The 26,854-nt window shown below is 27.8% G+C and carries 28 protein-coding genes and 1 pseudogene; 11 read left to right on the forward strand and 18 right to left on the reverse strand.

All coding sequences use genetic code 11. The annotated features are described in order from the left end of the window. Window positions 1-22: 22 nt before the first annotated feature. Window positions 23-658 (forward strand): isochorismatase family protein, encoded by a 636-nt coding sequence (locus tag KGF42_RS01970; protein ID WP_107595340.1) that lies wholly within the window; start codon window positions 23-25, stop codon window positions 656-658. A gap of 260 nt (window positions 659-918) precedes the next feature. On the opposite strand, the gene KGF42_RS01975 is transcribed toward KGF42_RS01970, so the two are convergent. Both KGF42_RS01975 and KGF42_RS01980 read right to left on the reverse strand, forming a co-directional pair. Next, a complete protein-coding gene (locus KGF42_RS01975) occupies window positions 919-1,512 on the reverse strand; it encodes a DUF3867 domain-containing protein (RefSeq protein ID WP_054273384.1) in 594 nt (197 codons plus the stop codon). Between the two features lie 70 nt (window positions 1,513-1,582). Beyond that, entirely contained in the window at window positions 1,583-2,446 is an 864-nt protein-coding gene (locus KGF42_RS01980; protein ID WP_227825623.1) for an LD-carboxypeptidase, read from the reverse strand. 171 nt (window positions 2,447-2,617) lie between these two features. Between KGF42_RS01980 and KGF42_RS01985 the strand changes: the two genes are divergently transcribed. The 4 genes and pseudogenes from KGF42_RS01985 (at window position 2,618) to KGF42_RS02000 (ending at window position 6,239) form a co-directional block, all read left to right on the forward strand. Then, on the forward strand, window positions 2,618-3,787 hold the full coding sequence (locus KGF42_RS01985) for a M20 family metallopeptidase (protein ID WP_227821634.1): 1,170 nt from the start codon (window positions 2,618-2,620) through the stop codon (window positions 3,785-3,787). A 102-nt stretch (window positions 3,788-3,889) separates the two neighbouring features. Further along, window positions 3,890-4,309 carry an SAM-dependent methyltransferase gene (locus KGF42_RS01990; protein ID WP_227825624.1) on the forward strand — a complete coding sequence of 140 codons (420 nt, stop codon included), beginning with the start codon at window positions 3,890-3,892 and terminating at the stop codon, window positions 4,307-4,309. A gap of 708 nt (window positions 4,310-5,017) precedes the next feature. Then, a pseudogene (locus KGF42_RS20390) lies at window positions 5,018-5,786 on the forward strand (M55 family metallopeptidase). Between the two features lie 9 nt (window positions 5,787-5,795). Next, window positions 5,796-6,239 (forward strand): regulatory YrvL family protein, encoded by a 444-nt coding sequence (locus tag KGF42_RS02000; protein WP_079740004.1) that lies wholly within the window; start codon window positions 5,796-5,798, stop codon window positions 6,237-6,239. An 85-nt stretch (window positions 6,240-6,324) separates the two neighbouring features. Here KGF42_RS02000 and KGF42_RS02005 read toward each other — a convergent pair whose 3' ends face one another. Together KGF42_RS02005 and KGF42_RS02010 are read right to left on the reverse strand one after the other, a co-directional pair. After that, window positions 6,325-7,611, reverse strand: coding sequence for a Gfo/Idh/MocA family protein (locus KGF42_RS02005; protein ID WP_227825625.1), 1,287 nt, complete (start codon window positions 7,609-7,611; stop codon window positions 6,325-6,327). 210 nt (window positions 7,612-7,821) lie between these two features. Continuing rightward, the gene (locus tag KGF42_RS02010; RefSeq protein WP_107595344.1) at window positions 7,822-8,712 is read right to left on the reverse strand and encodes a DMT family transporter; all 891 of its coding nucleotides are present in this window, start codon (window positions 8,710-8,712) and stop codon (window positions 7,822-7,824) included. Between the two features lie 297 nt (window positions 8,713-9,009). Between KGF42_RS02010 and KGF42_RS02015 the strand changes: the two genes are divergently transcribed. After that, window positions 9,010-9,354: a RidA family protein gene (locus KGF42_RS02015; protein ID WP_227825626.1), complete on the forward strand. Its 345-nt coding sequence runs from the start codon at window positions 9,010-9,012 to the stop codon at window positions 9,352-9,354. Between the two features lie 64 nt (window positions 9,355-9,418). Here the strand turns inward: KGF42_RS02015 and KGF42_RS02020 are convergent, their stop codons facing one another. From KGF42_RS02020 to KGF42_RS02030, 3 genes are read right to left on the reverse strand one after another with little or no spacing between them, the layout of a single operon-like run. Further along, window positions 9,419-11,515: a CocE/NonD family hydrolase gene (locus KGF42_RS02020; RefSeq protein ID WP_227825627.1), complete on the reverse strand. Its 2,097-nt coding sequence runs from the start codon at window positions 11,513-11,515 to the stop codon at window positions 9,419-9,421. 12 nt (window positions 11,516-11,527) lie between these two features. Continuing rightward, window positions 11,528-12,688 (reverse strand): DUF819 family protein, encoded by a 1,161-nt coding sequence (locus KGF42_RS02025; RefSeq protein WP_227821638.1) that lies wholly within the window; start codon window positions 12,686-12,688, stop codon window positions 11,528-11,530. 18 nt (window positions 12,689-12,706) lie between these two features. After that, on the reverse strand, window positions 12,707-13,774 hold the full coding sequence (locus tag KGF42_RS02030; protein ID WP_227825628.1) for a dipeptide epimerase: 1,068 nt from the start codon (window positions 13,772-13,774) through the stop codon (window positions 12,707-12,709). Between the two features lie 353 nt (window positions 13,775-14,127). On the opposite strand from KGF42_RS02030, the gene KGF42_RS02035 reads away from it, so the two are divergent. Next, entirely contained in the window at window positions 14,128-14,694 is a 567-nt protein-coding gene (locus KGF42_RS02035) for an XRE family transcriptional regulator (protein WP_227821640.1), read from the forward strand. Window positions 14,695-14,910: 216 nt separating this feature from the next. Here KGF42_RS02035 and KGF42_RS02040 read toward each other — a convergent pair whose 3' ends face one another. Genes KGF42_RS02040 through KGF42_RS02055 form a run of 4 tightly spaced genes read right to left on the reverse strand, consistent with a single transcriptional unit; the run spans window position 14,911 to window position 18,682 of the window. After that, on the reverse strand, window positions 14,911-15,897 hold the full coding sequence (locus KGF42_RS02040) for a biotin-dependent carboxyltransferase family protein (protein WP_227821641.1): 987 nt from the start codon (window positions 15,895-15,897) through the stop codon (window positions 14,911-14,913). Between the two features lie 29 nt (window positions 15,898-15,926). After that, on the reverse strand, window positions 15,927-16,622 hold the full coding sequence (gene pxpB / locus KGF42_RS02045; protein ID WP_227825629.1) for a 5-oxoprolinase subunit PxpB: 696 nt from the start codon (window positions 16,620-16,622) through the stop codon (window positions 15,927-15,929). Window positions 16,623-16,641: 19 nt separating this feature from the next. Continuing rightward, the gene (locus tag KGF42_RS02050; protein WP_227825630.1) at window positions 16,642-17,862 is read right to left on the reverse strand and encodes an NRAMP family divalent metal transporter; all 1,221 of its coding nucleotides are present in this window, start codon (window positions 17,860-17,862) and stop codon (window positions 16,642-16,644) included. Window positions 17,863-17,890: 28 nt separating this feature from the next. Continuing rightward, on the reverse strand, window positions 17,891-18,682 hold the full coding sequence (locus KGF42_RS02055; protein ID WP_227825631.1) for a 5-oxoprolinase subunit PxpA: 792 nt from the start codon (window positions 18,680-18,682) through the stop codon (window positions 17,891-17,893). 585 nt (window positions 18,683-19,267) lie between these two features. Between KGF42_RS02055 and KGF42_RS02060 the strand changes: the two genes are divergently transcribed. Further along, a complete protein-coding gene (locus KGF42_RS02060; protein WP_054273367.1) occupies window positions 19,268-19,897 on the forward strand; it encodes a TrkA C-terminal domain-containing protein in 630 nt (209 codons plus the stop codon). Between the two features lie 113 nt (window positions 19,898-20,010). Here the strand turns inward: KGF42_RS02060 and glpK are convergent, their stop codons facing one another. Next, the gene (gene glpK / locus KGF42_RS02065; protein ID WP_227825632.1) at window positions 20,011-21,525 is read right to left on the reverse strand and encodes a glycerol kinase GlpK; all 1,515 of its coding nucleotides are present in this window, start codon (window positions 21,523-21,525) and stop codon (window positions 20,011-20,013) included. Window positions 21,526-22,135: 610 nt separating this feature from the next. On the opposite strand from glpK, the gene KGF42_RS02070 reads away from it, so the two are divergent. Further along, a complete protein-coding gene (locus KGF42_RS02070) occupies window positions 22,136-22,534 on the forward strand; it encodes a helix-turn-helix domain-containing protein (RefSeq protein WP_227821643.1) in 399 nt (132 codons plus the stop codon). Between the two features lie 216 nt (window positions 22,535-22,750). Here KGF42_RS02070 and KGF42_RS02075 read toward each other — a convergent pair whose 3' ends face one another. Then, the gene (locus tag KGF42_RS02075) at window positions 22,751-22,960 is read right to left on the reverse strand and encodes a hypothetical protein (protein ID WP_227821644.1); all 210 of its coding nucleotides are present in this window, start codon (window positions 22,958-22,960) and stop codon (window positions 22,751-22,753) included. Between the two features lie 31 nt (window positions 22,961-22,991). Beyond that, window positions 22,992-23,201, reverse strand: a complete 210-nt coding sequence (locus KGF42_RS02080; protein WP_003428146.1) for a helix-turn-helix transcriptional regulator — start codon at window positions 23,199-23,201, stop codon at window positions 22,992-22,994. 296 nt (window positions 23,202-23,497) lie between these two features. On the opposite strand from KGF42_RS02080, the gene KGF42_RS02085 reads away from it, so the two are divergent. Further along, window positions 23,498-23,917, forward strand: coding sequence for a helix-turn-helix domain-containing protein (locus KGF42_RS02085; protein WP_227821645.1), 420 nt, complete (start codon window positions 23,498-23,500; stop codon window positions 23,915-23,917). A gap of 227 nt (window positions 23,918-24,144) precedes the next feature. Next, window positions 24,145-24,600: a hypothetical protein gene (locus KGF42_RS02090; protein WP_054273355.1), complete on the forward strand. Its 456-nt coding sequence runs from the start codon at window positions 24,145-24,147 to the stop codon at window positions 24,598-24,600. Window positions 24,601-24,811: 211 nt separating this feature from the next. Here KGF42_RS02090 and KGF42_RS02095 read toward each other — a convergent pair whose 3' ends face one another. From KGF42_RS02095 to KGF42_RS02110, 4 genes are all read right to left on the reverse strand, one after another. After that, window positions 24,812-25,075 (reverse strand): hypothetical protein, encoded by a 264-nt coding sequence (locus tag KGF42_RS02095; protein WP_054273354.1) that lies wholly within the window; start codon window positions 25,073-25,075, stop codon window positions 24,812-24,814. Between the two features lie 285 nt (window positions 25,076-25,360). Then, window positions 25,361-25,681, reverse strand: coding sequence for a hypothetical protein (locus tag KGF42_RS02100; RefSeq protein ID WP_227821646.1), 321 nt, complete (start codon window positions 25,679-25,681; stop codon window positions 25,361-25,363). 4 nt (window positions 25,682-25,685) lie between these two features. After that, window positions 25,686-25,979, reverse strand: a complete 294-nt coding sequence (locus tag KGF42_RS02105; RefSeq protein ID WP_227825633.1) for a DUF6838 family protein — start codon at window positions 25,977-25,979, stop codon at window positions 25,686-25,688. Between the two features lie 399 nt (window positions 25,980-26,378). After that, the gene (locus KGF42_RS02110) at window positions 26,379-26,819 is read right to left on the reverse strand and encodes a hypothetical protein (protein WP_227821648.1); all 441 of its coding nucleotides are present in this window, start codon (window positions 26,817-26,819) and stop codon (window positions 26,379-26,381) included. Window positions 26,820-26,854: the final 35 nt, after the last annotated feature.

Consider the following 26,854-nt stretch of genomic DNA (forward strand, 5'->3'; position numbering starts at 1 on the left):
AATTTAGCTTGGAGGTATAACTATGGATAACTTATTAAATGAACTTGAAGCTTTAAAAAATAATTTAGATAATCTACCAATAGAAAAAATAGAAAATTATGATTTGGCTAAGACTGCTTTATTTATAATTGATGTTAACAATGGTTTTGCAAAAAAAGGTGCATTATACTCTCCCAGAATAGAGTCTTTAATAAAACCAATCGAAATGTTTGCAAAAAAAATATCAAATAAATTAAATAGAGTAATAGCATTTACTGATTCTCACACTCCTAAGTCTATAGAACTTTTGAGTTATCCTGTTCACTGTTTGGAAAATGATGTAGAAAGTGAATTGGTTGATGAGCTTAAATCAATAGAAAACTTAAAAATTCTTCCTAAAAATTCTACTAATGGATTTTTTGCATTAGAAAATTTAGATTTTGATGATATAGACAATATAATTATAGTTGGAGATTGTACAGACATCTGTATATATCAATTTGCAATAACTCTAAAATCCTATTTTAATCAACATAATATTGAAAAAAATATAGTTGTACCTATGAATTTAGTAGATACTTATGATATTTCTAATGTTCATCCTGCTGAGATTTTAAACTTAGTATTCTTTAATAGTATGATTCAAAATGGCGTTAAGGTATTAAAAGAAATTCATTAATACTCCAATATTTTATATTCTATATAATATAATTATCAAATAACCTATTTTTAATATAACTAAAATAGAAAAAGACAGTAACAAATAGTTTTAATGAGGATATTAAAATTTACAAATCTTATTTATTACAACTAATCTTTATAATATAAAAATCGCAATTTATATATTCCTTATACGGTTTTGTAAGGAATAATAAATTGCGATTTTTATTTTTAAGTTATACTACTAATCAATACTGCTTCAGTAGTTAAATCCATCTTTTAATAGTCATATTTATTTGTAGTTTCACACATTACTACCTTTATTTTTTTGTTAAACATATTCTTATATTCTAATAAAAACTCATTTAGTTCTGAGTCCATAAGATTTATTTTTTTATCACTACAAAGCATTATCTTTTCTTGGTCAATTATCACATTAATATCATTCAAATCATTTTTTATAAATGTTGTTATGCAACTCTTTGGTTGAATTTTTTCACCATATTTCTCATAAAATCCTGCACTCTTTTTGAATGATTCTAAATCTTCTGTAGATACTTTGCTGGAAGCACTATTACTCATAAAACCTGCTGCAGAAGGGTCGATTCCAAAACTTCTAAGTTGTTTTTCTACTTCTTCGGTATCCATGCCATATCTCTCCATAAATTGCTTTTGTATTTTCATAAATTTTTCTTGAGATATATTGTTATCCCTCATATAATCAAATATTTTTCTTGAAAACTCAGCCATAGACATCTTCCCATCCATAACAGAAAAATATAAGTTATATATATATTGCTCAAATTTATCTACATCAGAATCTTTAACTTTGTTCTTTAGTTCGTTAAAGTCTATTATTCTATCATCAGACATTCTTCATCCTCCTAGCTAAATTTTTACTTGTATAAGATTATACCATATTTCTGTTATATTTATATACACACTATTTTTTTAATTTAACCATTTTTTCTGTAGCATTTAATTCACACATTCTACCCAAAGGAATAGTCACCATTGGAATACAATGTCCAGATTGAAGATTATATATAGCAGGCTTATTGACCTTTTTGGCAAACTCCATTAGTAGTTCTATTAAATCTTTTTCTTCAATACAATCCTTAAAATCTCCAAAAATTATACCACTACATTCATCAAGTTTTCCTGAAGAATATAGTTGGGTTAACATTCTATCTAGTTTATATTGAGATTCTCCAATTTCCTCGATAAATAAAATTTTATCTTTTGCATCTATTTCATATTTAGTTCCCATTGTAGCAATTATTAAGGATAAATTTCCTCCCATTATTATTCCCTCTGCTTTACCTTCACATACAGTATAAATTTTTTCTTCTTTTGGGTTTTTTAAATAGAGTTCATCTTTAAATTCCAAAGCATCTATTAGAGATTTATAGGTAAACTCATCCCATTTGACTACATTTGCTGCCATTATTCCATGATATGTTAAAAGACCACAATTTTTATAGAAAGCTAGGTTTAGTCCTGTTATATCAGAAAAACCTATAAATGGTTTTGGATTTTGCTTTATTATCTCATAATTTATTTTGTCCAATATCCTTGTTGTGCCATAACCTCCTCTTAAACACATAATCATGTCTACGTCTTTATCCAAAAACATATCTTCTATATCTTTTGCTCTAATATCATCATTACCAGCTAAATAACCTTTATAATTTAAACTGCAACTTTCAGAAAATTTAACTTCATAACCATAATTCTCTAAATTAAACTTTATTTCCTCCAAACTCGTATTTCTTAATGGCCCAGATGGCGCAATTATTCCTAACATTTAAACACCTCTTATTCTAAAATGATATATTCTTATCCATGCTAAGTATCTCTACTATAATTATAAGATATTTTATTTGCACTTGATACAGAATAATGATTTATATAGAATAATATAATTAATGAAGAAAAATAAATTTTTAATATAGTTTAATATAGTTAGGATGTGTTTATGATTAATATAAAAACTCTTTGTTATGAGATAAATGATTGGGTTATAAATATAAGGAGGGATTTACATAAGACTCCAGAACTTGGGTTAGAAGAATTTCAAACTAAGAAAAAAATTATCAAATATTTAAGTGAAATAGGTATAAGTTACATTGAATATAAAAATCATACAGGAATAACTGCATATATAAATGTAAATCCAAATTTAGAAACAGTTGCGATAAGAGCTGATATAGATGCCTTACCTATAACAGAAGAACTTAATTCTTATTATAAATCCATTAATCTTGGTAAAATGCATGCATGTGGTCATGATGCACATACTGCTATTTTACTTGGTGCTTGTAATATACTATTTAAATTAAGGAATTATCTAAATGTAAACGTAAAATTCTTTTTCCAACCTGCTGAAGAAACTATTGGTGGCGCTCAACTTATGATAGAAGATGGATGTCTTGAAAATCCAGATGTAAAATATATATTTGGTCTTCATGTAAATCCTAACATTGATAAAAATCTAATTGAATTAAAATACAACACTTTAAATGCTTCCACTGACACACTTCGATTAACTGTACATGGTTCAAAATGTCATGGAGCTTATCCACATCAAGGTATTGATGCTATAGTTATATCTGCTCATATCATAACAGCTCTACAAACAATCGTTAGTCGCAACACAAACCCTACTGATTCTGTGGTTATTTCTCTAGGAAAAATTGAAGGTGGAATCAAAGAAAATATAGTTTGTGATAAGGTTATTATAAAAGGCACCTTGAGAACTTTAACTCAAGAAACTAGAGAGTTTTCAAAAAAACGAATTAGAGAAGTTTGTGATTTTACTTGTAAGACATTTGGAGGAAGTGTTTCGGTTGAAATTGAGGAGGGTTATCCAGCCCTTATTAATTCAAACAGTCTAGTAGATTATGTTAAGCAAAATGCTGTAGAATTGCTTGGAGAGGAAAATATTCTTATTAAAGATGTACCTACTCTTGGTGCTGAAGACTTTTCATATTTTCTAAGGTACTGTGAAGGAGCTTTTTACCATCTTGGTTGTGCAAATCGAGAAAAAAATATTGTTTCTCCTCTGCACACCTCTACTTTTGATATTGATGAAGATTGTCTTATTACTGGTGTCATGCTTCATGTAAAAAATGTATTATCGTTTTAATTATTAATATTTTTATCTATTATTTTTTATATTGACCCTCACATGGTGTCACGCTGTACTATAAAATTACAAAAGACAAACCAAATAATTGGAGGTAATATTATGAAAGAAATATTAGTAAATCCTATAGGTAAAATATGTATTCAAGGTGAAGAAGTATTTATTAAATTAAACAAAAAATACATACCTGCATTAAATGAACTCGATAACTTTAGCCATTTAAATGTATTTTGGTGGGCTGATGGGTTCGATAATCCTGAACTAAGAAGTATTTTAGAAACTCCAAAACCTTATAAAAATGGGCCAAATGTTATAGGAATATTTGCAACAAGGTCACCTATTAGACCCAACCCAATAGCATTGACTACCGTACAAATTATCAATATAGACCATGAAAATGGTATAATAAAAATACCATATATTGATGCTAATGATAATAGTCCTGTTATTGACTTAAAACCATATACTCCAAGTGTTGATAGGGTTGAAAATCCATCAGTTCCTAAATGGTGTAGTCACTAGCCTAAAAGTGTAGAAAAATCAGGAGAATTTGATTGGGAAAACGAATTTGAGTTTTAAACTATTTTTCTTTGCTTTCATAGGCTTGTTTTAAAAATAAAAAGTATAACTAAAATAATATATTTCTAAAATAATATATTTAAGTTTTGAGAGTTATTCAGCAACTATAGAGTGTGCTTTGGCATACTAAGTATAGTTGCTAAATAACTCTCTATTTTCTTCTTTTTATTGATTTATACAAATAAGTGCAATAGATTCTGTAAACAATCTAATTTAATCAAAACTTAACCATAAGAAACACCTTCTTTTTTCATTCATTTCAAGTATTTATAGTAATTTTATATGTTCTAAGTGATATTGGTATCAACAAATTATTATAATATATCCTTAATAAATTAAATTTTTCTTCTACTCTACTATTTTATAATAATTAATTTAACTTAAAAATAATACCTAACTATTTTAACTATGTTAAACTAGTAAATGTAACCACTTATATGTTACAATTTTATATAAATATTATATATAAAAAATCAGATAAATATATGACACCTAGTGTTATATTTTTTAATACCAGTTTAGTTATTTTTCAGTTACAGATTTAATAATAATTAATAGTAAGACATAATATTTTTATGCCCTCTATTGATTATGTATTATTTCCTGTTATCTGTTATTATCATTAATAATAAACGTAAGGGGGTATATATTATGAAATTGTATTTAAGTGCTGATATAGAAGGAACTTGTGGCATTGTAAATTGGGATGAAACAAAACTTGAATGTGAATTTTCACAGCACTACAGAACACAGATGAGTAAAGAGATAGCAGCTGCATGTGATGGAGCTACTCAATCTGGTATGCATGAGATACTCGTCAAAGATGCACATGATAGTGGTAGAAATATTAATCCAAATATTCTACCTGAAAATGTTAAAATACTTAGAGGATGGACTAAAGACCCACTAGTTATGATGGCTGGAATTGATGAAAGCTTTGATGCATGTATATTCACTGGTTATCATTCTGGAGCTACTTGTAATGGTAATCCACTTTCTCATACCATGGATATTGATTATGACTATTTTAAAATAAATGATGAAATAGCATCTGAATTTACTATAATATCCCTGTAGCATTTTTAAGTGGAGATGAAATGCTTTGTGAGAGTGCAAAAAAATTAAATCCAAATATAGTCACTGTGCCTGTGTCAAAAGGAATTGGAAATGGTTCAATTTCAATACATCCAAATCTTGCACTAAAAAAATAGAGAAGGGTGTTAAAAAGTCTTTATCTGGAGATTTATCTAGACATTTAATAAAATTACCATATAAATTTAAAATAGAAATAAAATTTAGAGAACATTACAAAGCTTTTAAAGCATCTTTTTACCCAAATATGAAGAAAATAGATTCTCAAACAATACTATTTGAAACAGAAGACTATTATGAGTTTTTAAGAATGTTATTATTTATATAAATTAAGGAGTTGATTAAGATAAGTAATAAAAGAAGAATTCCTTTAGGCGAATTTATTTCTGTATTTTTATTTTTTGCTGTTTTTTTTGGTATAACTTTTTGTATTTTCACGGTTATAGGAATTGGCTTCTTATCATTCTTAGGATTTGAATATAAATCTCTTGGAGCTGTACTAATTTTCTTTTTAATATACTTTTGTATAACTACTCCAATTGATTTTCTATGCACTACTATTTTAGATATATTCAGATATGTAAACAAATTACCATACTCAATATATAAAATTTGCGAATTTATAATTGATTTTATACTAACTTTTCTAGCTATGAACATAATTGATACATTTATGGATTCAGTAATGATTCCTCTAAGTACAGAAATCTTATTTGCTTTACTTTCTTATCTTTTATCCGAATGTATGGATTTTTTTGATAGGGATAAGAAAAAACCTTAAAAAAAGATAGATTTTTTAATAGAACACATCTTTTGTATTTCTATTACCTAATCTATCTTTATTTTATTTAACAAGTTTTTCTTAATTAAAATATAGTTTCTTCTATCTCTCTAGTCATTTGTTTGGCATTATCAAAAAATTCTTCTATATATACTACCTCATCACTAACTCTTGCATATTCAGCTGCAAATGCCATTACATGACTTTGTATCGCTTCTTTTGCTGCTACTTTACCTTTCTCTAGTTCTTTACTAGAAACTAATTTAATAAATTCAGCTATAAGATTTCTATCGTATTCTTCTACCCTATTCTGTTGATTTGATGGATTTATAACTATCTCTTCATTTTTTCCAAATTCTTTAATCCTTATTTCATTTTTATTTAAGTCTCCACCAACTTCACCATGACTAAACATCAACTTTATAGTTCTTCCATTTTCCTTAGTAAATGCACATAAATTAAAAGTGGCTGTCACTCCATTTTCAAACTGTAATATATTTACCATATTATCTACAACATTATTATCACATCTATAAACACATCTTCCATATGGGCTTGTCTTAAGTATATTTAATAGATTCTCTTTAGTTGGATTTATATGAACAGCTCTATTTATACTTCTATCTTTTTCTAGATAAATTCTCTTTGCTGAATATGGGCATTCTTTTTCGACTAAACACTGAAGACAATTTTGTGCCATCTCTCCACTAGCATTTTGGTTATTAAGATGCTTTAAACTTCCAAATGCAGATATTTTTTTACATCTACTTCCTACTAAATATAATAAAATATCCATATCATGACAGCTCTTAGCTAAAATTAAAGGGCTTGTTTCATTGCTATTTCTCCAATTCCCTCTAGTAAAGCTATGTGCAAAATGCCAATATCCTATATTTTCATTGTACTGTATACTAACAAGTTCTCCTAACTTTTTACTTTCTATAATCTCTTTTAACTTATTATAAAATGGAGAATATCTAAGTACATGACAAATCATAAAAATCTTATCTTTATACTTATCACACAAATCATTTATATGTACCAAACCATCCAAACTGTTAGACATTGGCTTTTCTAATAATATGTGATAACCTTTTTCAAGAGCTAGTTTTGCTACATCATAATGTCTATCATCATTCGTAGCTATTATTACTGCATCTGCCATCTTGTCCTGTTTAAAAAAGTCTTCTAAAGTTTCAAATACATTTTCACTATCTAGGTTATATTTTTGTGTAAATAGTTCTCGTCTTCCTTTTTTAGGTTCTGCTACAGCAACTATTTCACATACATCAGAATTTTCATAAATATATGGAGCATATGCATATGTTCCTCTATTACCTGCTCCAATCACAGCAACTTTCACTTTTTCCATACTTTAATTTATCCCCTTTATATTATTTATACTACTCTATTATAGTCTATTTTTATAGACATTTGGATATTTTTAATAAAAGAAACAGCAGTTATAATTTTTCAATTTTAACTGCTGTTATAAGTCAATATATCAAACATTTTAACTCAATTTTCTTTAATACAAAGACTTAAATATTCAATATAAATTATAAGAACACTTTTATCTAGCTTACTTCTTCTTTTCTTTATCTAATTTATCTAATTTCTTATTGTATAAAAACATATAAAAAGCTGCTGAAAATACTATTAAATATCCAACAACACTTAACATATCTGGATAAACATTGAATAAGAATATACTTAAAATTGCTGAAAAGATTATATTACTATAGTCAAATATAGAAATTTCCTTAGCAGGTGCATACTTATATGCTAAAGTTATTCCAAATTGACCTAGACTTGCAAATACTCCACCTAGTAATAGATATATAAGTTGCATAAGAGTCATTGGTTCGTATACTGCAAAAGCAATTGGCCCTACAGTAATTAATGAAAAAACTGAAAAGAAAAATACGATTGTGTAGTAATCTTCTCTATCTCCAAGAACTCTTAAACAAGTATATGCCATTGCTGCAAATACAGCTCCTGCAATTCCTCCAAGATATGGAATTACTTCTACACTAAATGTTGGTTTTATTATGAATAAAGCTCCTATAAATGCAATTATAATAGCTCCTATCTGCTTTACATTTATTTTTTCTTTTAGAGCAATTGCACAAAATATAACTACAAGGAATGGACTCATTTTATTTAGCATGTTTGCATCTGAAAGCATCAACCTGTCAATTGCATAATAGTTAAATATTACTCCTAGAGTTCCAAATATTGACCTATATAAAAGTACTTTTAAATTTTCTTTTTTACCAGTTAGACTACCTTTGTGTTTTATGATAAGCCAAAAAGCTATTACAGCTGATACTAGATTTCTAAAGAACACTTTTTGAAAACTTGGTAAATCTCCAGCTAGTTTTACAAATGCAGACATCATTGCAAAGCCAAGAGCTGATGCTATTATAAACATTATACCCTTTATTCTATTTGATTTGATTGTACTACTCATATTTACCTCTTTTCTATATAAATATATAAAGCTGTATTTATTAATTAAAGACTTAGACTTTATACATTAAATAATAATTATCTAAATATTCCAATTTATACTATAATTAAAAGTGTAAATTATGTCAAGTAACTAATAAATCTTTTCAATTAATAACAATAATAATTATAGTTAAAAAGTTATATGTTTTTATGGATTATTATCAGAATATATAATATAATTTTATATAGTATAGACTTTTTTTAATTTATTATTTAGATTTTTAATAGACTTTTTAATTATGGAGGTATTTAAAATATGGAAATAAAAAGATATGAAGGAACTGGAAGAATGAGTAGAGCTGTAGTTTATAACAATACAGTTTATTTATGTGGACAAACTCATGCTGAAGGCGGAATAATTGAACAAACTACTGAAGTTTTAGCTAAAGTAGAAGATTTATTGAACAAATACGGTTCAGATAAACAACACTTACTATCTGTTACTATTTATTTAAGAGATATGAAAGATTTTGAAGCTATGAACTCTGTTTGGGATGCTTGGGTCGAAAAAGGATTTGAGCCTGCTAGAGCTTGTGTTGAAGCTAGACTTGCTAGAGAGCATTTATTAGTTGAAATGAGCGTTGTCGCAGCTACAAAATAATGAGGCTAAAGAATAAGAGGCTGTCTCAAATATAGAGATAAGCCTCTTATTAATACATATAAACTTATTTATTTTCTATTGGCAATATTAATCTAGATGGATATTTACCTCCATGATAAATTGTATTCTTTGATTCTATATACTCAGTACTATTGTAACCATCTGTTGTGTTACTATTTTGGAAAATAAAGTTTTTAGCACTAGATGTTATATCTAGTCTAATTTTATGACCAACTTTAAATGTATTTGATATTTTTGAGGTTATAATCGTAAACTTATAAATCTCTCCTTCTTCCATAAACTCTGACTTATAAAAACCATTTCTAAATCTAGCACTAAGTATACCGTCAGCTAATTTAATTGAATTTCCATCTAAATCTACATCCATAATTTTTATAACCCAGTCAGTATCTCTGGCAGAACTTGATGCAAAGAACTCTAACTTTATATCACCTGTTATAGTAAATTCTTCGCTAAAAACATCTGATGTATAACACAACATGTCACTTCTTTTTTCCAAATCTTTGTAGTTGTTTGGGACACCAACTTCATTTTCTGACATATCAATTAGTTGTATTGATGGGTCTTTTGGATTATATATATAACTATCACACTTTTCTTCTAAAGCCCTATCAAATACTAATTTTCCATTTCCCAAAGATGTATTAGCATCTCCATCACTCATTAGATACATACTTTTATCAATTTTTTTTGTTATTGGCCAATTTTCTTCTGTCTTCCACTCATTAGAACCTACAGAGTAATACTCTATCGAAGCAGTCTTATCTATATTATTTTCTATACCTTTTAAATATTTATCGAACCATAATAGATAATTATAATCCAAATCATATCTTAATGAATTATTTCCCAAAGAAATACCATTTATATCTCTTAAAGTATTTGAATTGTGCATCCATGGACCTAGAATAGCCTTTCTCTTTCCTTTTTCATAATCCTTTATAACATCTAAGGCCTCTGTCGTTCCCATACCATTATCATCATACCACCCAGATATAACCAACGCAGGTACATTTATTTTTTCTTTTTGTAGATGCCAATCCATCATATCCCAGTATTCATCTTTTTCTACTCTCTTTAGCCATTCTTCCAGAAATTCAATTCTATATCCAAGAGCTTCAACAGGTATATTCTCTATTGGTCTTATATTTAAAACATCATCCCAGTCATTTCTTACCATTTTACTTCTATCAACTTTATTTCTTGATACCATAAATGCCCATGCAAGCATACCAGAGACAAAAGCTCCTCCTTTTCTTGGTATGTCAATAAAAGGGCTTCCTGATGTTACTATACTAACCAAAGCCTTAAGATGCTTGTTACTTGAAGATGCAGCTGCCCATTGAACATAACCAAGATATGATGCTCCAAGCATTCCAACTATTCCATTTGACCAATCTTGTGATACTATCCAATTTATAGTACTATCTCCATCTTCTTTCTCATGAATCATAGGTTCCCACTTACCTTCTGATTCATTTCTTCCCCTAACATCCTGTATTACAACAACATATCCTCTTTGTACGTATTTATAATATATTTCTTTATCATTTTCTTTTCCATAGGGGGTCCTCATAAGTATTGTTGGTGCTTTTTTAGTAGAATCTAGAAAATTAGGAAGATATACATCTGTAGAAAGTCTTATTCCATCTTTCATATCAATCATATAATTTCCATCAAATTTTATAGAATATATCTCCTCGTTTTTATGAGTTTTCTTCCATTCTTTTAATATAGTATAATCCTCATATCCATCCATAATTAATATAGTACAAGTTTCTCTAGACAAACAGATAAAACCGACTATTTTATTATCCACAATAATTATATCTAGTGGAAACTTTTTATTTCTTTGAACCCATATGTATTCATTAAGCTTAGAGTATGTTTCTCCCAATTTATTTATAACTCTGTCTTTATCTGTGTTCACTAAACTTTCAGTATATACATCAAAGTTATCAAATAAAAATTTTAAATCTATTTTTGTAAGATTTAAATAGTATGTATTTTCTTCCGTATCTATTTGTTTTAAGCTTTCTATTTTATTTGTAAAAGGATTCAATTTTTCAAGTAACAAATTATCATCAAAGATTACATTTCCACTATATAATCCAGATATATATAACTTAAATTTTGCCAATTAAAGCACCTCCTATAATCCTATAGCCATCTTTATTGCATATGCCACTGAGATACCTGCATAGTTTCCTAATACTCCACCAATTACTCCCATGACGACTGCTACACTTACAAGTGAATTCCATTTTGCAGAAGCAGCTACTAAAGCTGAAGTAGGACCATCAGCAATTGCTCCTACTATAGAAAGTATTACATATTGATACTTTATCTTTAAAAGTCTAGTTATACATAAATGGAAAACAAATGAAGCAAAAATTATACTAAAACAGTAAAGTGTTATGGTAAAAGTTGAGCCTAAAAACTCTTTTATATCTACTGAAAAACCTATAGTACATAAAAAGAATAATGCAACAAATAATCCTAAATCTAAATTTCCCTTTAATTTCTTTACTGGCTTTAATTGAGCAATTATAATTGAAATTGTTGTGACTAAAAGAATTCTTGCTGCACTACTAAAACTTGAATTAAAATATCCAGCAAGTATTGTTGCAACCTCTGTAACAACAAAACCTATAGCCAACATCCAAGCAATATCTTTAATACTCCATTCTTTTGACTCCATAAATTCTTCATTCTGACAATCCTCTAATTCCGATTCTTCTACATGATATGGCCAAAGTTTTTTAAACTTCTTTGAATTTTTTAGTATAGCTGGTAGAGCAAACATAAATATCAATGTTGGTACTCCAATTACATAATCTGCTGCATTTGCAGCAGCAAGAGTCTGTCTACTTACATTAAGACCTGTTCCAATGGCTGTAAGATTAGCACTTCCTCCAGTATATGTACCCACAAACATTCCAGCAACTTTCCAACCTTCTGATATTTTTTCTGCAAATACTAGTCCAAATAAAAATGCCATAATACTTACAGTTATTACTGCTACAAAAATTGCAATCAAGGGTTCTCTTGATAACTTTGTCATTTCTTTTAAATCAACACTCATCAGCATTATAGTCATAGAAACTGGAATAGCATATGTAGAAATAGTTCCATATAACTCAGTACTTACTGGTACTACTTTTAAGTTTGAAAGTATTATTCCCATTATGATTATTGTAAGTGCTGGTCCTAAGCTTTTAATGGCTTTGTATCTTTGTAAGTAAAAACCTAATGCAATCATTGATGTCATTACAGCAAGTATACTACCTGGATTTGAAAAAAGTGTATTCATATTTAACCTCCAATTTTATCATAAGTTTACTTCTACTCCTAAACCTGGTTTATTGACAAGATTCATAATATCTCCATCCATTACAAATCCTCCAGATATACTTTTTGATTCTTCACAAAACATAAAACTATCAAGGTCAGCTTCTGTTATGTTCTTTTTAGATGCTATTAAATTTGCTGCTGCTGTTATACCAATTCTCGTTTCTAGCATACACCCTAACATACAATTTACTCCACTTGCTTCAGCTATGTTATTGATTTTTATAGCAGGATATATTCCTCCTGATTTCATCAGCTTAATATTAAATGTATCGACTGCATTCTTTTTTATAGCTTTAATTGCATCTACTGGTGAATGTAACGATTCATCTATCATAATCTTTGTATTACTCTTATTTCTTATGTAAGCAGTACCATCTAAATCCCAATGTGGAAGTGCTTGTTCAATTGCATCAACACCAAATTCTTCTAGCCTTTTGATAGTATTTATACTACTATTTACGTTCCATCCTTGATTTGCATCAATTCTAATTCTTATACTCTCTCCAACAGCTTCTCTAATTAGCTTTACAGCCTCAATATCATCTTCAGGATTTATACCTGCTTTAAGCTTCAATATCCTAAATCCTTCTTTAACTCTTTCTAAAGCTTCTATTGCCATTTTTTCTGGTTTATCTATACTTATAGTAATATCGGTTTGAACTTTATTATCAAATCCTCCAAGAACTTTATAAAGAGGTACATTCATAATTTTACCCTTAATATCATATAAAGCCATGTCAATAGCCGCTTTTGCAGAAGTATTACCTATAATAATTCCATCCATGATTGTATGTATAGTTTCAATATCTAGTGGGTCTTTCCCTATTAGCTCTTTTTTAAACATAAGTAATACTGAAAGTACATTATCTAAAACTTCACCTGTGACTGCTGCAAGAGGTGCTGCTTCACCAAATCCACAATACCCTTCATCAGTTTCAATTTTTAAAATTATACTTTCTCCATATTCAATTACTCCAAATGAAACTACTACAGGTTTTTTTAATTTAATTCTCAGCTTTTCAAATTTGATATCTGTTATCTTCATATTACCCTCCTTATTTTTTGAAGTTATAATTCAATTTTTAAAATTTTATACTTAAAATTATATTATTACTTCAATATATATGTCAAGCTAATTTACTGAAAATTTATTATTTTCTAAAATATGCTGTAATAATATTATTCCACTTAATACTCCTTCACTAAATTCTTTTTTGCTATCATTTTCTTTGTATTAATTCAGCAATAATTTATTTTCATAGGCTTTTATTTGCATTTAATTAATTTTTAATTGTCAAAATCTACTATGTATTCTTATTGCCACTACTTCTATGTTATGCTATAATTACTTTGTTTTAAGCGAATATTTTATATTAATTTTATTATTTGGAGGTTCTTATGCTAGGTGAAAAGATGAGAAATATAAGAAAAAGCAGGAAAAAAACATTAAGTGATGTTTCCAAATTGACAGATTTATCTATAAGTTATATCTCTCAAATAGAAAGAGATGCTATTGAACCATCCTTGTCTTCATTGAGAAAAATTGCTGAAGTTTTAGACACTCCTTTATATATGTTTATGGATGATAACAATACTGATGATTTAGTCATTAGAAAAGAAGATAGAGTTATGATGAAATTTCCAAAAAGTGAAATGTTTTACGAGATAGTATCTCCAATGCCTACATCTGAATTTACACCTTCAATTTTATTTGTAGAATTTGAACTTAGACCAGAAAGTGAAGATGCTAAAGATTATATCTATCATGCATCAGAGGAAATCATGGTAGTAACGAGTGGTATGGTTGATATTTGTATGGGTGAAAAGGTAGTAAGATTAAATCCAGGTGACTCAACATTTATAAAATCTAATGTACCACATAAAATCATCAATCCAAGTAAAGATACAATAGCTCGTGGATATGGAGTTATATCGCCTCCAATTTGGCCAATAAAATCTAAATAAGATTTATATAACATATCTACTTTTTATAGATACTAAAAAAGATTTAAATATCACTTTTATTTTAAATTGAAGTATTTATTTAAATTTAATATATTTACTCAAACTAAAAAATAGCTATTTGACTAATCTAAACCATTTTAATTATGGTAAATAGTAAATAGCTATTTGTAAGTTATATTTTAAATTTTAATAAAAATTGTATCTATTAATCTTAAATTAAACTGCTATATCGCTTAATACCTTTGCTTTGACAATTCTTATATTCTTCATACTCTTATAAATATCTTGAATCTTATCTTCTTGTTCTCTCAACAATCTATGTGCTTCATATATATCTACAAATTCAAATTTTACTACATCATTTGGCTTTGCTTGTGCTAACTTATACAAATCTACACTTATAACATTCCCTATCTTAGTATAACCACCACTAGTCTGTCTATCGGATAACATTATAATAGGTTTTCCATGCCCAGGTACTTGTATAGCTCCATAAGAAATACCGTCAGATATAATATCTGCTCCATTAAGGTGCTTTATACTCTCTCCATCTAGTCTACAGCCCATTCTATCTATTTCATTTGTAACTTTGTATTCATTTGATAAAAATTTTTCTACTTCATCTTTAGAAAAAGCATCAAATTGAGGTCCTTTTACAATTCTTAGTATGATTTCTGAACTATAAGTTGGAATATATTTTAAATTTAATTTTTTATTTATTGTAAAATCTTTTTCCTGAATAAAAGTATTTATATAATCACCTTTTTTAAGTGCTCTACCTTCAAACCCACCAATTTTGGCTCTTGTATAAGTTGACTTGCTTCCCATTGCAAGTGGGATATCTATTCCACCAGCTATTGACACATATGCTCTAGCACCTGATTTCACACCTCTAAATGATAATACATCACCTGGATTTATTTGATATGACCTCCAGTTTTGAATCTCTTTTCCATTTATTCTAGCTCCTAAATCTCCACCAGTTACTGCTATTTGCGTATATTCATCAAATGTAATTGTAGGGCCTAACATTAAAACTTCTAAAGAAGCCTCATCTTCAGAATTTCCAACCAATATATTTCCTACTCTATGTGCATACTCATCCATTGCCCCACATCCAGATACACCATATTGCCCATATCCAACTCTACCTCTGTCTTGTATTAATGTTTGGAAACCTCCTAATTCAACTTTGAATCCCATATATACCACTCCCTGTACTATAACGATATTTAAATATTTAAGTTATTTTTTTCGATTTCTATAAATTCATCTAATGTTATTGGAACAAATTTTATAAAATCTCCAGCTCTAAGTAAAATCTGTTCCTCTCTATTTTCATCATATAATTTTAAAGGTGTCCTACCAATTATTTGCCATCCACCAGGACTATCGATAGGATATACACCAGTCTGAGAACCCGCTATTCCAACACTTCCACCATAGATTTTAGTTCTTGGCACCTCTAATCTAGGGGTAGCTATTCTTTCATCCATACCTCCTAGGTATGGAAATCCAGGAGTAAATCCTAACATATATATCAAGTACTCTCTACTTGTGTGTATTTTTATAACCTCATCTACAGTAAGATTATTATGTCTGGCAACATTTTTAATATCTATACCAAAAACCTCATCATAGCATACTGGAATCTCATGTGTTTTAGGTTTTGGTAATACTATACTTTCCAAATTATCTTCTATTTTTTTCAGACTCTCAATCAAACTATCAAAATCTATTTTCAATGGATTATAGCTTATCATAAGTGACCTATACATTGGCACCATTTCTGTTACAATCCCTTTAAGATTTGATATTTCTATTGCTCTCATAAATGAAATTACTTTTTTGTTTATATCTTCTGATATCTCATTTCCAAATTCAGCAACCACTGCCTTATCTCCTGATAGCAAATATCTAGTTTCCATAAATGTCACCTCTTTTAAATTAAGCAAATAAAGCACCTAAACTACCAAGAGAAGTTATTCCTGTATAGGCAGATATTAAAACTACTATTAATCCAAATATTAAAAGCCATGTAGGGTGTTTGTAATCTCCAACAATATCTTTTCTTTTAGAAGCTATAAGCATAATTCCTAATGTGATTGGAAGTATCAATCCATTTAAAGCACCTGCTAAAATTAATAAAGTCGCTGGCTTTCCTATAAATGCCATTATAAGTGTTGATATTGCTATAAATGCTATTATAAAATATTTTTCATATTTCTCTATAAAAGGATTTAATGTCTTTAAGAAAGAAACTGATGTATAAGCAGCTCCTATAACTGATGTAATTGCAGCAGACCATAATACAAGCCCAAAGAATTTATATCCTATTGCTCCTGCGCTAAATTTAAAAGCTGAAGCAGCTGGGTTTTCTGGGTCAAGTTGAAGACCTTTTGAAACTACTGCTAATATTGCTAAAAATAGAAGAACTCTCATCATTGTTGCAACTAATATCCCTAAAAAAGAAGATTTAGTTATTTCTTTTATATTTTCTTCTCCTGTTATTCCACCATCTATTAATCTATGTCCTCCAGCAAAAGTTATATAACCTCCAACACTTCCTCCAAGTAGAGTTATTATTGGGAATATCAATCCTTTTGGGTTTTCTGGTTTTACCATTCTAAAAACTGCATCTCCAATAGGAGGATGATTTGATATTGCTACATATCCAACTATAATTATCATACCTAATGCTAAAAACTTAGTTATCTTATCTACTAGAGAATTTGAATTTTTTGACATAAATACAAATATCGCTATCAATCCACTTAATATAGTTCCTAATGTCATATTCATATTAAACATTACACTCATACCAAGTGCAGCTCCACCAACATTTCCTATATTAAAAGCTAATCCTCCAAGAGCTACTAAAAAAGCTACTAAATAGCCTAATCCAGGTATTATTTTATTTGCTATATCTTGACCTCTAAGTCCTGATACACCAATTACTCTCCATACATTTACTTGAGCTCCTATAAAAAGAATTGTTGTAATTAAAATTACAAATGAAAAACTCGGTCCAAAATCTTGAGTAAATTGTGCTGTCTGAGTTAAAAACCCTGGGCCAATTGCTGATGTTGCCATTATAAATGCTGCCCCTATAAGTGCTCCAACATCCTTTTTATTTTTTGCTTTATCAGTAATATTTTTTGTACTCATATTTTATCTCTCCCTCATATTATCAGTTTTATACTGTGTTCTCTGATGAACAAACTTCCATATTTTCTAATGGACAAACTTCTATATTTTCTAATTCAAAACGCTTTCTTATTTCTTTAACAAACTCTATTGCTTTTGGATTATCACCATGTACACATATAGAGTCTGCTTTTATATTTATAACTTCACCTGCTAAAGTTTCTACAGTTCCTTCTTTTACCATCTTAACAACCCTATCTATTGCGTGTTTTGTATCGTGTATAACTGCACCATCTACACTTCTTGGAACTAAAAACCCATTATTATCATAAGCTCTATCTGCAAATACTTCATTTGCAAATTTAAGCCCAATCTCTTTAGCTGAATTTATCATTTCACTATTATATAGACCTAACAGTATAATATCCTTATTGACTTCATATATAGCTTCACAAATACCCATAGCCAACTCTTTATCTTTAGCTGCCATGTTGTATAAGGCTCCATGTGGTTTTACATGTTGTATGTTACATCCATTTGAATTTGCAAATGCCATTAAAGCTCCTAATTGATATTTTGTATAATCTTTAGCTTCTTGCCTAGTTATTTTCATCTCACGCCTTCCAAATCCTATTAAATCTAGAAAACCAGGATGTGCTCCTATTTTCACTCCATTTTTTTTTGCAAATTGAACTGTTTTTTCCATATGACTAGGGTCACCTGCATGAAACCCACAAGCTATGTTAGCTGATGAAATATATTTTAAAACCTCTTCATCTAAACCAATTTTATATGTTCCAAAACTTTCTCCTAAATCACTATTTAAATCTACTTTATACAATTTATGACCTCCCTTGCTAACATTTTGATAGAATAAGTAGTTTTAATTCTTAAATTTTGTTTATTTTATATATTGCATGAAATATTTTATTACTTGTATTCAATTTTATTTTTACAACTATTCTATTGCATTTAATTAATATAATTTTACCATTTAAGGGATATTTTTGCAATTATTTTAATCAAGCATTCATTTGTATTTCTTTTTCAAAAAATGCTTTTACTATTTTTTAGTTAATAATTAATTATTTCAGCTTAAAACAAGGGCTTTAGCCTTCATTTTTAAAGTATTTTTCATTTTTAATCACTTTATATGCAAGACAGAATCATTTTTCTTCATTCATTTGTTTGTTTCATCTATATAATTATCATTATTTGTATGTAAAATATCTTTATATTTTTATAAGCAATTCTTTATATAGTTTTAAGTATGATAAAATCGTGTATACTAAATGCAAGTTAAAATATTATTTTGAAACATGCACAATATTTGTACATATTGTAGACATCTAAACCTATAAATTATAAAATAGTATTGTTAAGATTATATATTTTTTAACATAAATTTTGTATTGGGGGAAAAACAATGGATAAAAACTATACGATGCCAATATACCAAAAAATAGCATTGGATATTGCAAATAAAATATACACGGGCGAAATACAAGAAGATTCAGTATTATTTGGACGCTCTGTTTTGGCTGGTAAATACAATGTATCTCCAGAAACGATAAGAAGAGCTGTAAAAATTTTAGAGGACATTGGCGTTGTTAAAAGCATAAAGGGTAAAGGTGTTATTGTACTATCTCCAGACAAAGCTTCTTCTTTTATAAAAAAATATAGAGATATTACAAATATATCATCATATAAATCAACACTTTATAATTTAATAGATACTAAATCTAATTTAGAAAATGAAATATTAGATACTATAAATAAAATTTTAGACTATTCTAACAGACTTGAAATAATCAATCCTTTAGTGCCCGTTCAGTTCACAATAAATTCTAATTGTAAATATGTTGGTCAAACAGCTGCACAAACTAAATTTTGGCAAAATACAGGTGCTACAATAGTTGCAATTAAAAGAGGTGAAGAACTTATAATATCTCCTGGACCATATATTGAATTTTTAGAGGGAGATATTCTCTTAGTTGTTGGAGACAAACATATTTACAACTCTATACCAATGTTTTTATATGAAAATGAAAAATAAATTATACTATCTAGTATGATTGTATAAAAATTTAGAATGAATAACAAAAAAAGAGCTTCATATTTTACATAAAGCTCTTTTTAAATTCAAATAAATTTGACTTTGATTAATTTTTAAATATCCAATTCATCTTCTTTTTCCCAGCTTAAAGCTCTTGATACAGCTTTTTTCCAACCTTTATATAATTTACATCTCATCCCTTCACTCATATTTGGATTAAACTCTTTTTCTACTGACCATTTTGATGTAATTTCATTTTTTCCAATATAGAATCCAACAGATAGTCCTGCTAAATAAGCAGCTCCTAAAGCTGTAGTTTCTACTATCTTTGGTCTATCTATATCTACATTTAATATATCTGACTGAAATTGCATTAAAAAATCATTATTACTTGCTCCACCATCAACTTTTAATGACTTTAGTTTTAATTTTGAATCATTTTGCATTGCTTCCAATACATCTTTTGTTTGATATGCAATTGATTCTAATGTAGCTCTTACTATATGTTCTTTTTTTGCTCCTCTTGTAAGACCTAAGATTGACCCTCTAGCATACATATCCCAATATGGAGCTCCAAGACCTGTGAATGCTGGCACTACATATACACCATTAGTATCCTCTACTCTATTTGCATATATTTCACTATCTTTTGCAGATTCAATTATCTTTAATTCATCTCTAAGCCATTGAATAGATGCTCCTCCAATAAATATACTTCCTTCTAATGCATATGTTACTTTTCCATTAACACCCCAAGCAATTGTTGTAAGTAATCCATGCTTAGATTTAACTATGTTACTGCCTGTATTCATAAGTAAGAAACAACCTGTTCCATAAGTATTTTTTGCAGTGCCTTCTTCAACACAATTTTGACCAAACAATGCTGCTTGTTGGTCTCCAGCACATCCAGCAATAGGTATTTTAGCTCCTGATAGCATACGCTCATCTGTATGACCATAGGCATAGCTAGAAGGTTTTACTAATGGTAACATACTTATTGGTATATCTAATTCTCTTAGTATATCTTTATCCCATTCTAAATTATTTATATTGTACATCATTGTTCTAGATGCATTTGAGTAATCTGTTACATGTACTTTTCCACGTGTTAAATTCCATATTAACCATGTGTCTATAGTTCCAAATAATAGTTCCCCTTGCTCTGCTTTTTCTCTAGCTCCTTCTACATTATCTAATATCCATTTTACTTTTGTTGCTGAAAAGTATGCATCTATTAAAAGACCCGTTTTTTCTTTTATTGATTCTTCCAATCCTTTATGTTTAAGTTCATCACATATTTCCGATGTTCTTCTACATTGCCATACTATTGCATTATAAATTGGTTTCCCAGTATATCTACTCCAAACAATCGTAGTCTCTCTTTGATTGGTTATTCCTATTGAAGCAATTTCTTCTGGTCTTATACCTGCTGTTTCTATAACTTCTCTCATTACCCCACTTTGTGAACCCCAAATTTCCATAGGGTCATGTTCTACCCATCCAGCTTTTGGATAAATTTGATTGAATTCCTTTTGTGCAATTTTAACTATTTCGCCTTTTTTATTAAATAGTATAGCTCTTGAACTGGTTGTTCCTTGGTCTAGTGCCATTACATACTTCTTTTCCATTGCTATATTCTCCTTATCATATAATAATATTTAATTTATTAAAAATAAAAATCTAATATTACATATTTCAGTAAATAATTATACTTAAGTACAAATTTAATATACAAGAACTATTATACAAAATATCTTTGGAGTAAATCTACTAGCATTAGTAATATTATTGTTCTATAAAGAAAATAAGACTAGATAAAAGAGTGTTATAGTATTATATTGTAAATTTATCTTATGCTTAAATATTTTATCTTAAGTAGTAAATGCATAAAAATTTTTATAATTGATTAATATAAACTACAATATAATACTATTTCTCTCTTAATCTTTTTTACTCCTACAATCAATCAAAAGGCAATCTTAACTTATCAAAACAAATCTATGCAATCTATTCATATACTCTTTTACATTTTTATAGCAATTAAACCTATCAATATATATACAAATCAAAATAAACCATATATTTTCAACTATAATATGTTAAAATCATATTATGAGCATATTAATTTAAGCAAAATGTCATTTAGACTTTAATTTACTAGTTTTATATTATAAATTTCTATATTTTTAATTCCAAATGTCATTTAGACATTATTTGTAAAAGAAAGGAGTGTATTTTGTGGATACTTTAGGAAAAAGAATTGCTTATTTAAGAAACTCAAAAAAACTTACCCAACGCAAACTTATGGATATTTTAAAATTTGAAAACTTAGGTAAGTATGAAACTGGAGATAGAAAACCTAATTGCGATATACTAATGTCAATAGCTGATTATTTTAATGTTACGACTGACTGGCTTCTATATGGTAAAGAAGAAGTAAACTCCAATAATAGTGTAAAGGAAGATAAGGAAGACTACCTACATATTACTGATAATGAAATGACGATATTGAATCTATACAGACAATTAAATGAACGTGATAAAATAAAAATAGAAGGAATACTTGAACTTAAGATATCTGAATATAAAGACTTAAAAAAGCATTCCTCCAATAATAATGAAGATAAAATGGTTTAAATATACATAATTTGATACGATTTTACATCATCTATTAACCTTCTTTTTTTGTAGTATATTACTAAAATATGGATATTAGGTTATTTAAAAACAAGTATAGTCTAATTTCAGGCACATTTATAATATTTAGATTATCTTATCCATATTTTAGTTTGCATATTTTTAAAAATATAGTACATTTCTATGTATCATTTATGTTCCTAAGAAATGCATTATTCATGTTTTTAATTCCTCTAGCATCTTTCTATATACAATTGTACATCCTTTGTAATTCCCCTCTTTAAGAAGGCTTGAACATGTACTAGAGTACTTAGTTAAAATATCCAATCTTTCCATATTTAAACTTTTTATACCATTGAGAGCTGTAATAAAATCATCAATTGCTCTACAGCACTCTATAACTCCATCTGAATCTAATTTACACACAAGAATATTCACCTACTTTATATACTATTTATTAATCATCTTCTGAATATTCTATATTAAGTAATTGATAAATTGATGATTTATATTTTTTACCTGTTCTTCTTCCATTTAAAATAGCTGACAAATAGTTTTCATTAACACCTATTTTCTTCGCTAATTCCCTTTGAGTCATATTTAATTCAATAAGTCTTTGCTTGACTTGCACTCCCAAAAAAGGTATCCATTTTTTTCGAGCATCCATTTATCAACTTCCTTTCTAAGTAATTTATATCTACTTTTATATTTTGGTCTACGCACCTCCCTCTATTTAGTATATATTTTTAATATGTACACATATTAAGTATATAAATTTATTTAATACTAAATAAGATTTTTTGATTACTTTGTGCTAAAATTAGGATGTAAATTCGTATCATCAAGTTAATTATAAAGTCATTTTGACCTTAAGTCAATGATTTTTATGTCATTTTGACCTTTAATTTGCAACTATTTACATCTTAAGAAGTCTTTTTGACATTAATTGAATGGAGAGTGTTTATGGATACTTTAGGAGAAAGAATTGTTTATTTAAGAAAAGCAAAAAACCTTAAACAATATGAACTAGAAGAAATGTTGGGCTGTGACAACTTGAGTAAATTTGAGAGAAACATTAGAAAACCAAATTATGAAATATTAAAATCTATAGCTGAGATATTTAATGTTTCAGTGGACTGGCTATTAAATGGAGATAATCTATCACATAAATCAGATTTAATTTGCGATTCCTCCTCAAACTATCCACTTAATAGCATAAACTCTAATGAAATAAACCTTTTAAATAATTTTAGAAAGCTAAGTGATTATGATAAAGCCAAAATAGAAGGTATGATTGAATTAAAACTTCATGAATATAAAAAAGAGAAGGATTTAAGAAAAACTGAGTATAACAAAAATATAGATGAGAAAATAGATAAATAATTTTTATGTTGCTTTTGATACGATTTTACATCATTTCTTTGTTCTAATATTTTTATTTCATTTATTTTCTTTTTTATAGTTTTATGATAAAATAATTAGTATATTTTGCTTTACTTGAATGTAATTATTTATACAAAAGTCAAACATAATATAAATGTAGTAAATTTTTAGTTTCAAGTACTATCTCGTTATTATAACTAAATATTTATTAAAATTAGGAGGATAAAATGGGCTTAAGAGACAAATTCGCGCAATCATTTGCTAGGTCAAAAACTATGAGTGGCCCTGAGAAAAAGGCTAATGAAATAATGGGTAAATTGCTTCTTAAGAAAGCTATATTACCTATCGTTTTAATGTTCGTGATAATAATCGCTGGAGCTATGCTTAAAATCAATTCTTGGGTTACACTTGGCATAAATTTAGTTATTGCTGTTGGTGCTTTCTTCTACATAAGAAATTCTAGTAAAAAGTATCAGAACTTTAAACCTTATGTTGGCAATTTGATTAGTTTAGAGAAAAAGGGTAAAAAAGAGTATGTTGCTATTATAAAACAAGGTAAGTTACCAGTTAAGTTACAAATAACTTATGGTGGTGAAGACCTTGAACATATTAAGAAAAATCAAATGGTTCAGATAAGTTATAATCCAGATGCTAAAATAGCTATTTTGGTTAATAGACAATAATTTAATAAAAAAAGGAGTTGTCTTAAAATTGATTTTTTCTAATCAAGTTTTAAGCTCAACTCCTTTTTTGAATTTTTATATGTTATTTTTAGTACTTTTTTTATTAATATTTTAAACTATAAAATCCTTCTCAATGAAATAGGTCATTATATCCTATACTACTGTATCTTTTCCTAACAATATATAATCTGGTGCTACTGCTACTTTCATGTTATACACCTTCTTTTTGTAACATACCTTTTATATCAGTAACATCTTCCTTAATTTCCTCTACATCTGTTTTCATTATTCCCATTTGAACAAGTATATTCTTATTTATTTCTTGTTGTTGTGTAGATAATTCTATAAAATTTTCCACAGTTTTTTTATACATGTCTCTATCTTCTTTTTTCTCCTGCATAGTATTTTTAAATAATAGAGCACATAGTATACCTATTGCCCCTAGACTACTCAATTCGGTTATTAATTTATCCATTATAGCCTCCTATTATCTAAATTTTTATACTTATAGCTTTAATTTTTGTTATATTCTTACATCATGCAATGTTATATTTTCAATATTATCATTTTAATCTTTTGTATTTTAAATTGTAGGTGTAATTTATAGATTGAATAAATATATTTACAATTTTCTAATTATTGTTTTGGAGTTACTTTGGTATTTTTATTCTTTTATATTCTTTTAAGTCTAATGTAAAATACACATCTCGAGTCCCATCTCTTTCTTCATAGCTAAAACCCTCAATTATGACCTCCATATTTATATTTGTTTCTGTAATAGATAATTAAATTCCTTAGTCTCTAAAAAGTACAGTGCAGTTTGAATATCTGCCTCTCCTTTTATTACATAAGCTAACAACTTATTTGGAGTATTAACATTTCCCATCAAAGCTAAATTTATATATTCTTTATTTTCAGCAGATAAATCAGCTGGTATATCCTCTTTTTCATGTACTTCATTAAGACCTAGTGCCTTAGTATCTTTAAGCACCATTGCAATTATTCCTCTAGCTGAACGTTCTTTAACAGTAGTAGCTAGCTCCTTAAATGATATGTTGATACTTGGTAATCCTATAGCCATACTATTACCCTCCTAAATTTAAATTAATTTCTTCCATATTTTCATATACGACTTCTTCTTCATATACACCATCAAGATAGTTTAATGTAATTGAAAAGTTCAATACATAAATTGACTCATCTTTTTTTATACTTTGTTCTAATTTTGCTATACTTAATTTTCTGTCTTTTACCTTTATATTTCTGTTGAATAGCTTATTTAATTCGTCTGAGATTTCATACATTCTAATACTGTTTGATTGTGGTTTTGGTAAGTATTTTATAGAGATAACAATATCTTTGTTATTCGTATTTGACATTATGGGTGTACAAACAACTGACAGTATACTTACAAAAAAAACAAGACCCTTCAGAGCCTTGCAAACTTTCATCATCAATAAAAACATTTTCAGTAAAATTTTTTTTGAGAATCTCAATAATTGTTTCTAATATTTCTTTGTATTTAAGCAAATAATCACCACTCTATCGCTAAATATTCTTGCTTAATCTGATAATCTTACTATAAATGATATAAGTCATTTTTAAATAGACATCTCATTTATTCATGTCAAGTATCTTCTATATTTCTAGGTAATATCATTCTTTTCAATTTATCACCTCCTTCAATATGGATTTCTTTCACAATAACATTATCTCACATATTTTATAGTCTATTGTTGCAATGGTTTATATAAAGTGTTGTAAAATTGTCCTATTTTTTATAATATCTCACTCAATTTAAATATCATCTTTTTCTTTAAATTGTAGCATGATGTTCTATCTAAGTGCAGTTTCATAGATATATACGTCATATTGTTTTTTGTTTTACTATTATAAAAAAGATTAAAAAACTCCATTTCCATATCATTTAAACATGTTAGAGCATTTTCTATTTTTTCTTTTTCTATTTCTATATCTTCTTTTTCCATTTTTAATTTTCTTAACCTTTCCTCCCTTTTTAACACCTCATTTTCCACAGAAGAACTTATATTATATGTGTTACTAGTCTTTTCTGTATATACCATTGCTCCACATCCAGAGTACTCATTCTCACATCTTTTTATGTCCAAGCTAATATTCTTTATCTTTATATCAAAATACTTATAATTATGTAATCTTTCATCTGTTTCTTTAAATAATATATCTTTTTTGTTTTCCATAGTACTTCTCCTTTTTTATATACTTATTATTAGCT

Origin of the sequence: Clostridioides sp. ZZV15-6383 (genome assembly GCF_020657735.1) — a bacterium.
Lineage (GTDB): Bacteria > Bacillota > Clostridia > Peptostreptococcales > Peptostreptococcaceae > Clostridioides > Clostridioides difficile_D.

Coding starts and splice junctions, on each gene's coding strand:
- KGF42_RS01970 (WP_107595340.1), top strand. CDS start 23: ATGGATAACTTATTAAATGAACTTGAAGCTTTAAAAAATAATTTAGAT.
- KGF42_RS01975 (WP_054273384.1), bottom strand. CDS start 1,512: ATGTCTGATGATAGAATAATAGACTTTAACGAACTAAAGAACAAAGTT.
- KGF42_RS01980 (WP_227825623.1), bottom strand. CDS start 2,446: ATGTTAGGAATAATTGCGCCATCTGGGCCATTAAGAAATACGAGTTTG.
- KGF42_RS01985 (WP_227821634.1), top strand. CDS start 2,618: ATGATTAATATAAAAACTCTTTGTTATGAGATAAATGATTGGGTTATA.
- KGF42_RS01990 (WP_227825624.1), top strand. CDS start 3,890: ATGAAAGAAATATTAGTAAATCCTATAGGTAAAATATGTATTCAAGGT.
- KGF42_RS02005 (WP_227825625.1), bottom strand. CDS start 7,611: ATGGAAAAAGTGAAAGTTGCTGTGATTGGAGCAGGTAATAGAGGAACA.
- KGF42_RS02010 (WP_107595344.1), bottom strand. CDS start 8,712: ATGAGTAGTACAATCAAATCAAATAGAATAAAGGGTATAATGTTTATA.
- KGF42_RS02015 (WP_227825626.1), top strand. CDS start 9,010: ATGGAAATAAAAAGATATGAAGGAACTGGAAGAATGAGTAGAGCTGTA.
- KGF42_RS02025 (WP_227821638.1), bottom strand. CDS start 12,688: ATGAATACACTTTTTTCAAATCCAGGTAGTATACTTGCTGTAATGACA.
- KGF42_RS02030 (WP_227825628.1), bottom strand. CDS start 13,774: ATGAAGATAACAGATATCAAATTTGAAAAGCTGAGAATTAAATTAAAA.
- KGF42_RS02035 (WP_227821640.1), top strand. CDS start 14,128: ATGCTAGGTGAAAAGATGAGAAATATAAGAAAAAGCAGGAAAAAAACA.
- KGF42_RS02040 (WP_227821641.1), bottom strand. CDS start 15,897: ATGGGATTCAAAGTTGAATTAGGAGGTTTCCAAACATTAATACAAGAC.
- pxpB (WP_227825629.1), bottom strand. CDS start 16,622: ATGGAAACTAGATATTTGCTATCAGGAGATAAGGCAGTGGTTGCTGAA.
- KGF42_RS02050 (WP_227825630.1), bottom strand. CDS start 17,862: ATGAGTACAAAAAATATTACTGATAAAGCAAAAAATAAAAAGGATGTT.
- KGF42_RS02060 (WP_054273367.1), top strand. CDS start 19,268: ATGGATAAAAACTATACGATGCCAATATACCAAAAAATAGCATTGGAT.
- glpK (WP_227825632.1), bottom strand. CDS start 21,525: ATGGAAAAGAAGTATGTAATGGCACTAGACCAAGGAACAACCAGTTCA.
- KGF42_RS02080 (WP_003428146.1), bottom strand. CDS start 23,201: ATGGATGCTCGAAAAAAATGGATACCTTTTTTGGGAGTGCAAGTCAAG.
- KGF42_RS02085 (WP_227821645.1), top strand. CDS start 23,498: ATGGATACTTTAGGAGAAAGAATTGTTTATTTAAGAAAAGCAAAAAAC.
- KGF42_RS02090 (WP_054273355.1), top strand. CDS start 24,145: ATGGGCTTAAGAGACAAATTCGCGCAATCATTTGCTAGGTCAAAAACT.
- KGF42_RS02095 (WP_054273354.1), bottom strand. CDS start 25,075: ATGGATAAATTAATAACCGAATTGAGTAGTCTAGGGGCAATAGGTATA.
- KGF42_RS02100 (WP_227821646.1), bottom strand. CDS start 25,681: ATGGCTATAGGATTACCAAGTATCAACATATCATTTAAGGAGCTAGCT.
- KGF42_RS02105 (WP_227825633.1), bottom strand. CDS start 25,979: ATGTCAAATACGAATAACAAAGATATTGTTATCTCTATAAAATACTTA.
- KGF42_RS02110 (WP_227821648.1), bottom strand. CDS start 26,819: ATGGAAAACAAAAAAGATATATTATTTAAAGAAACAGATGAAAGATTA.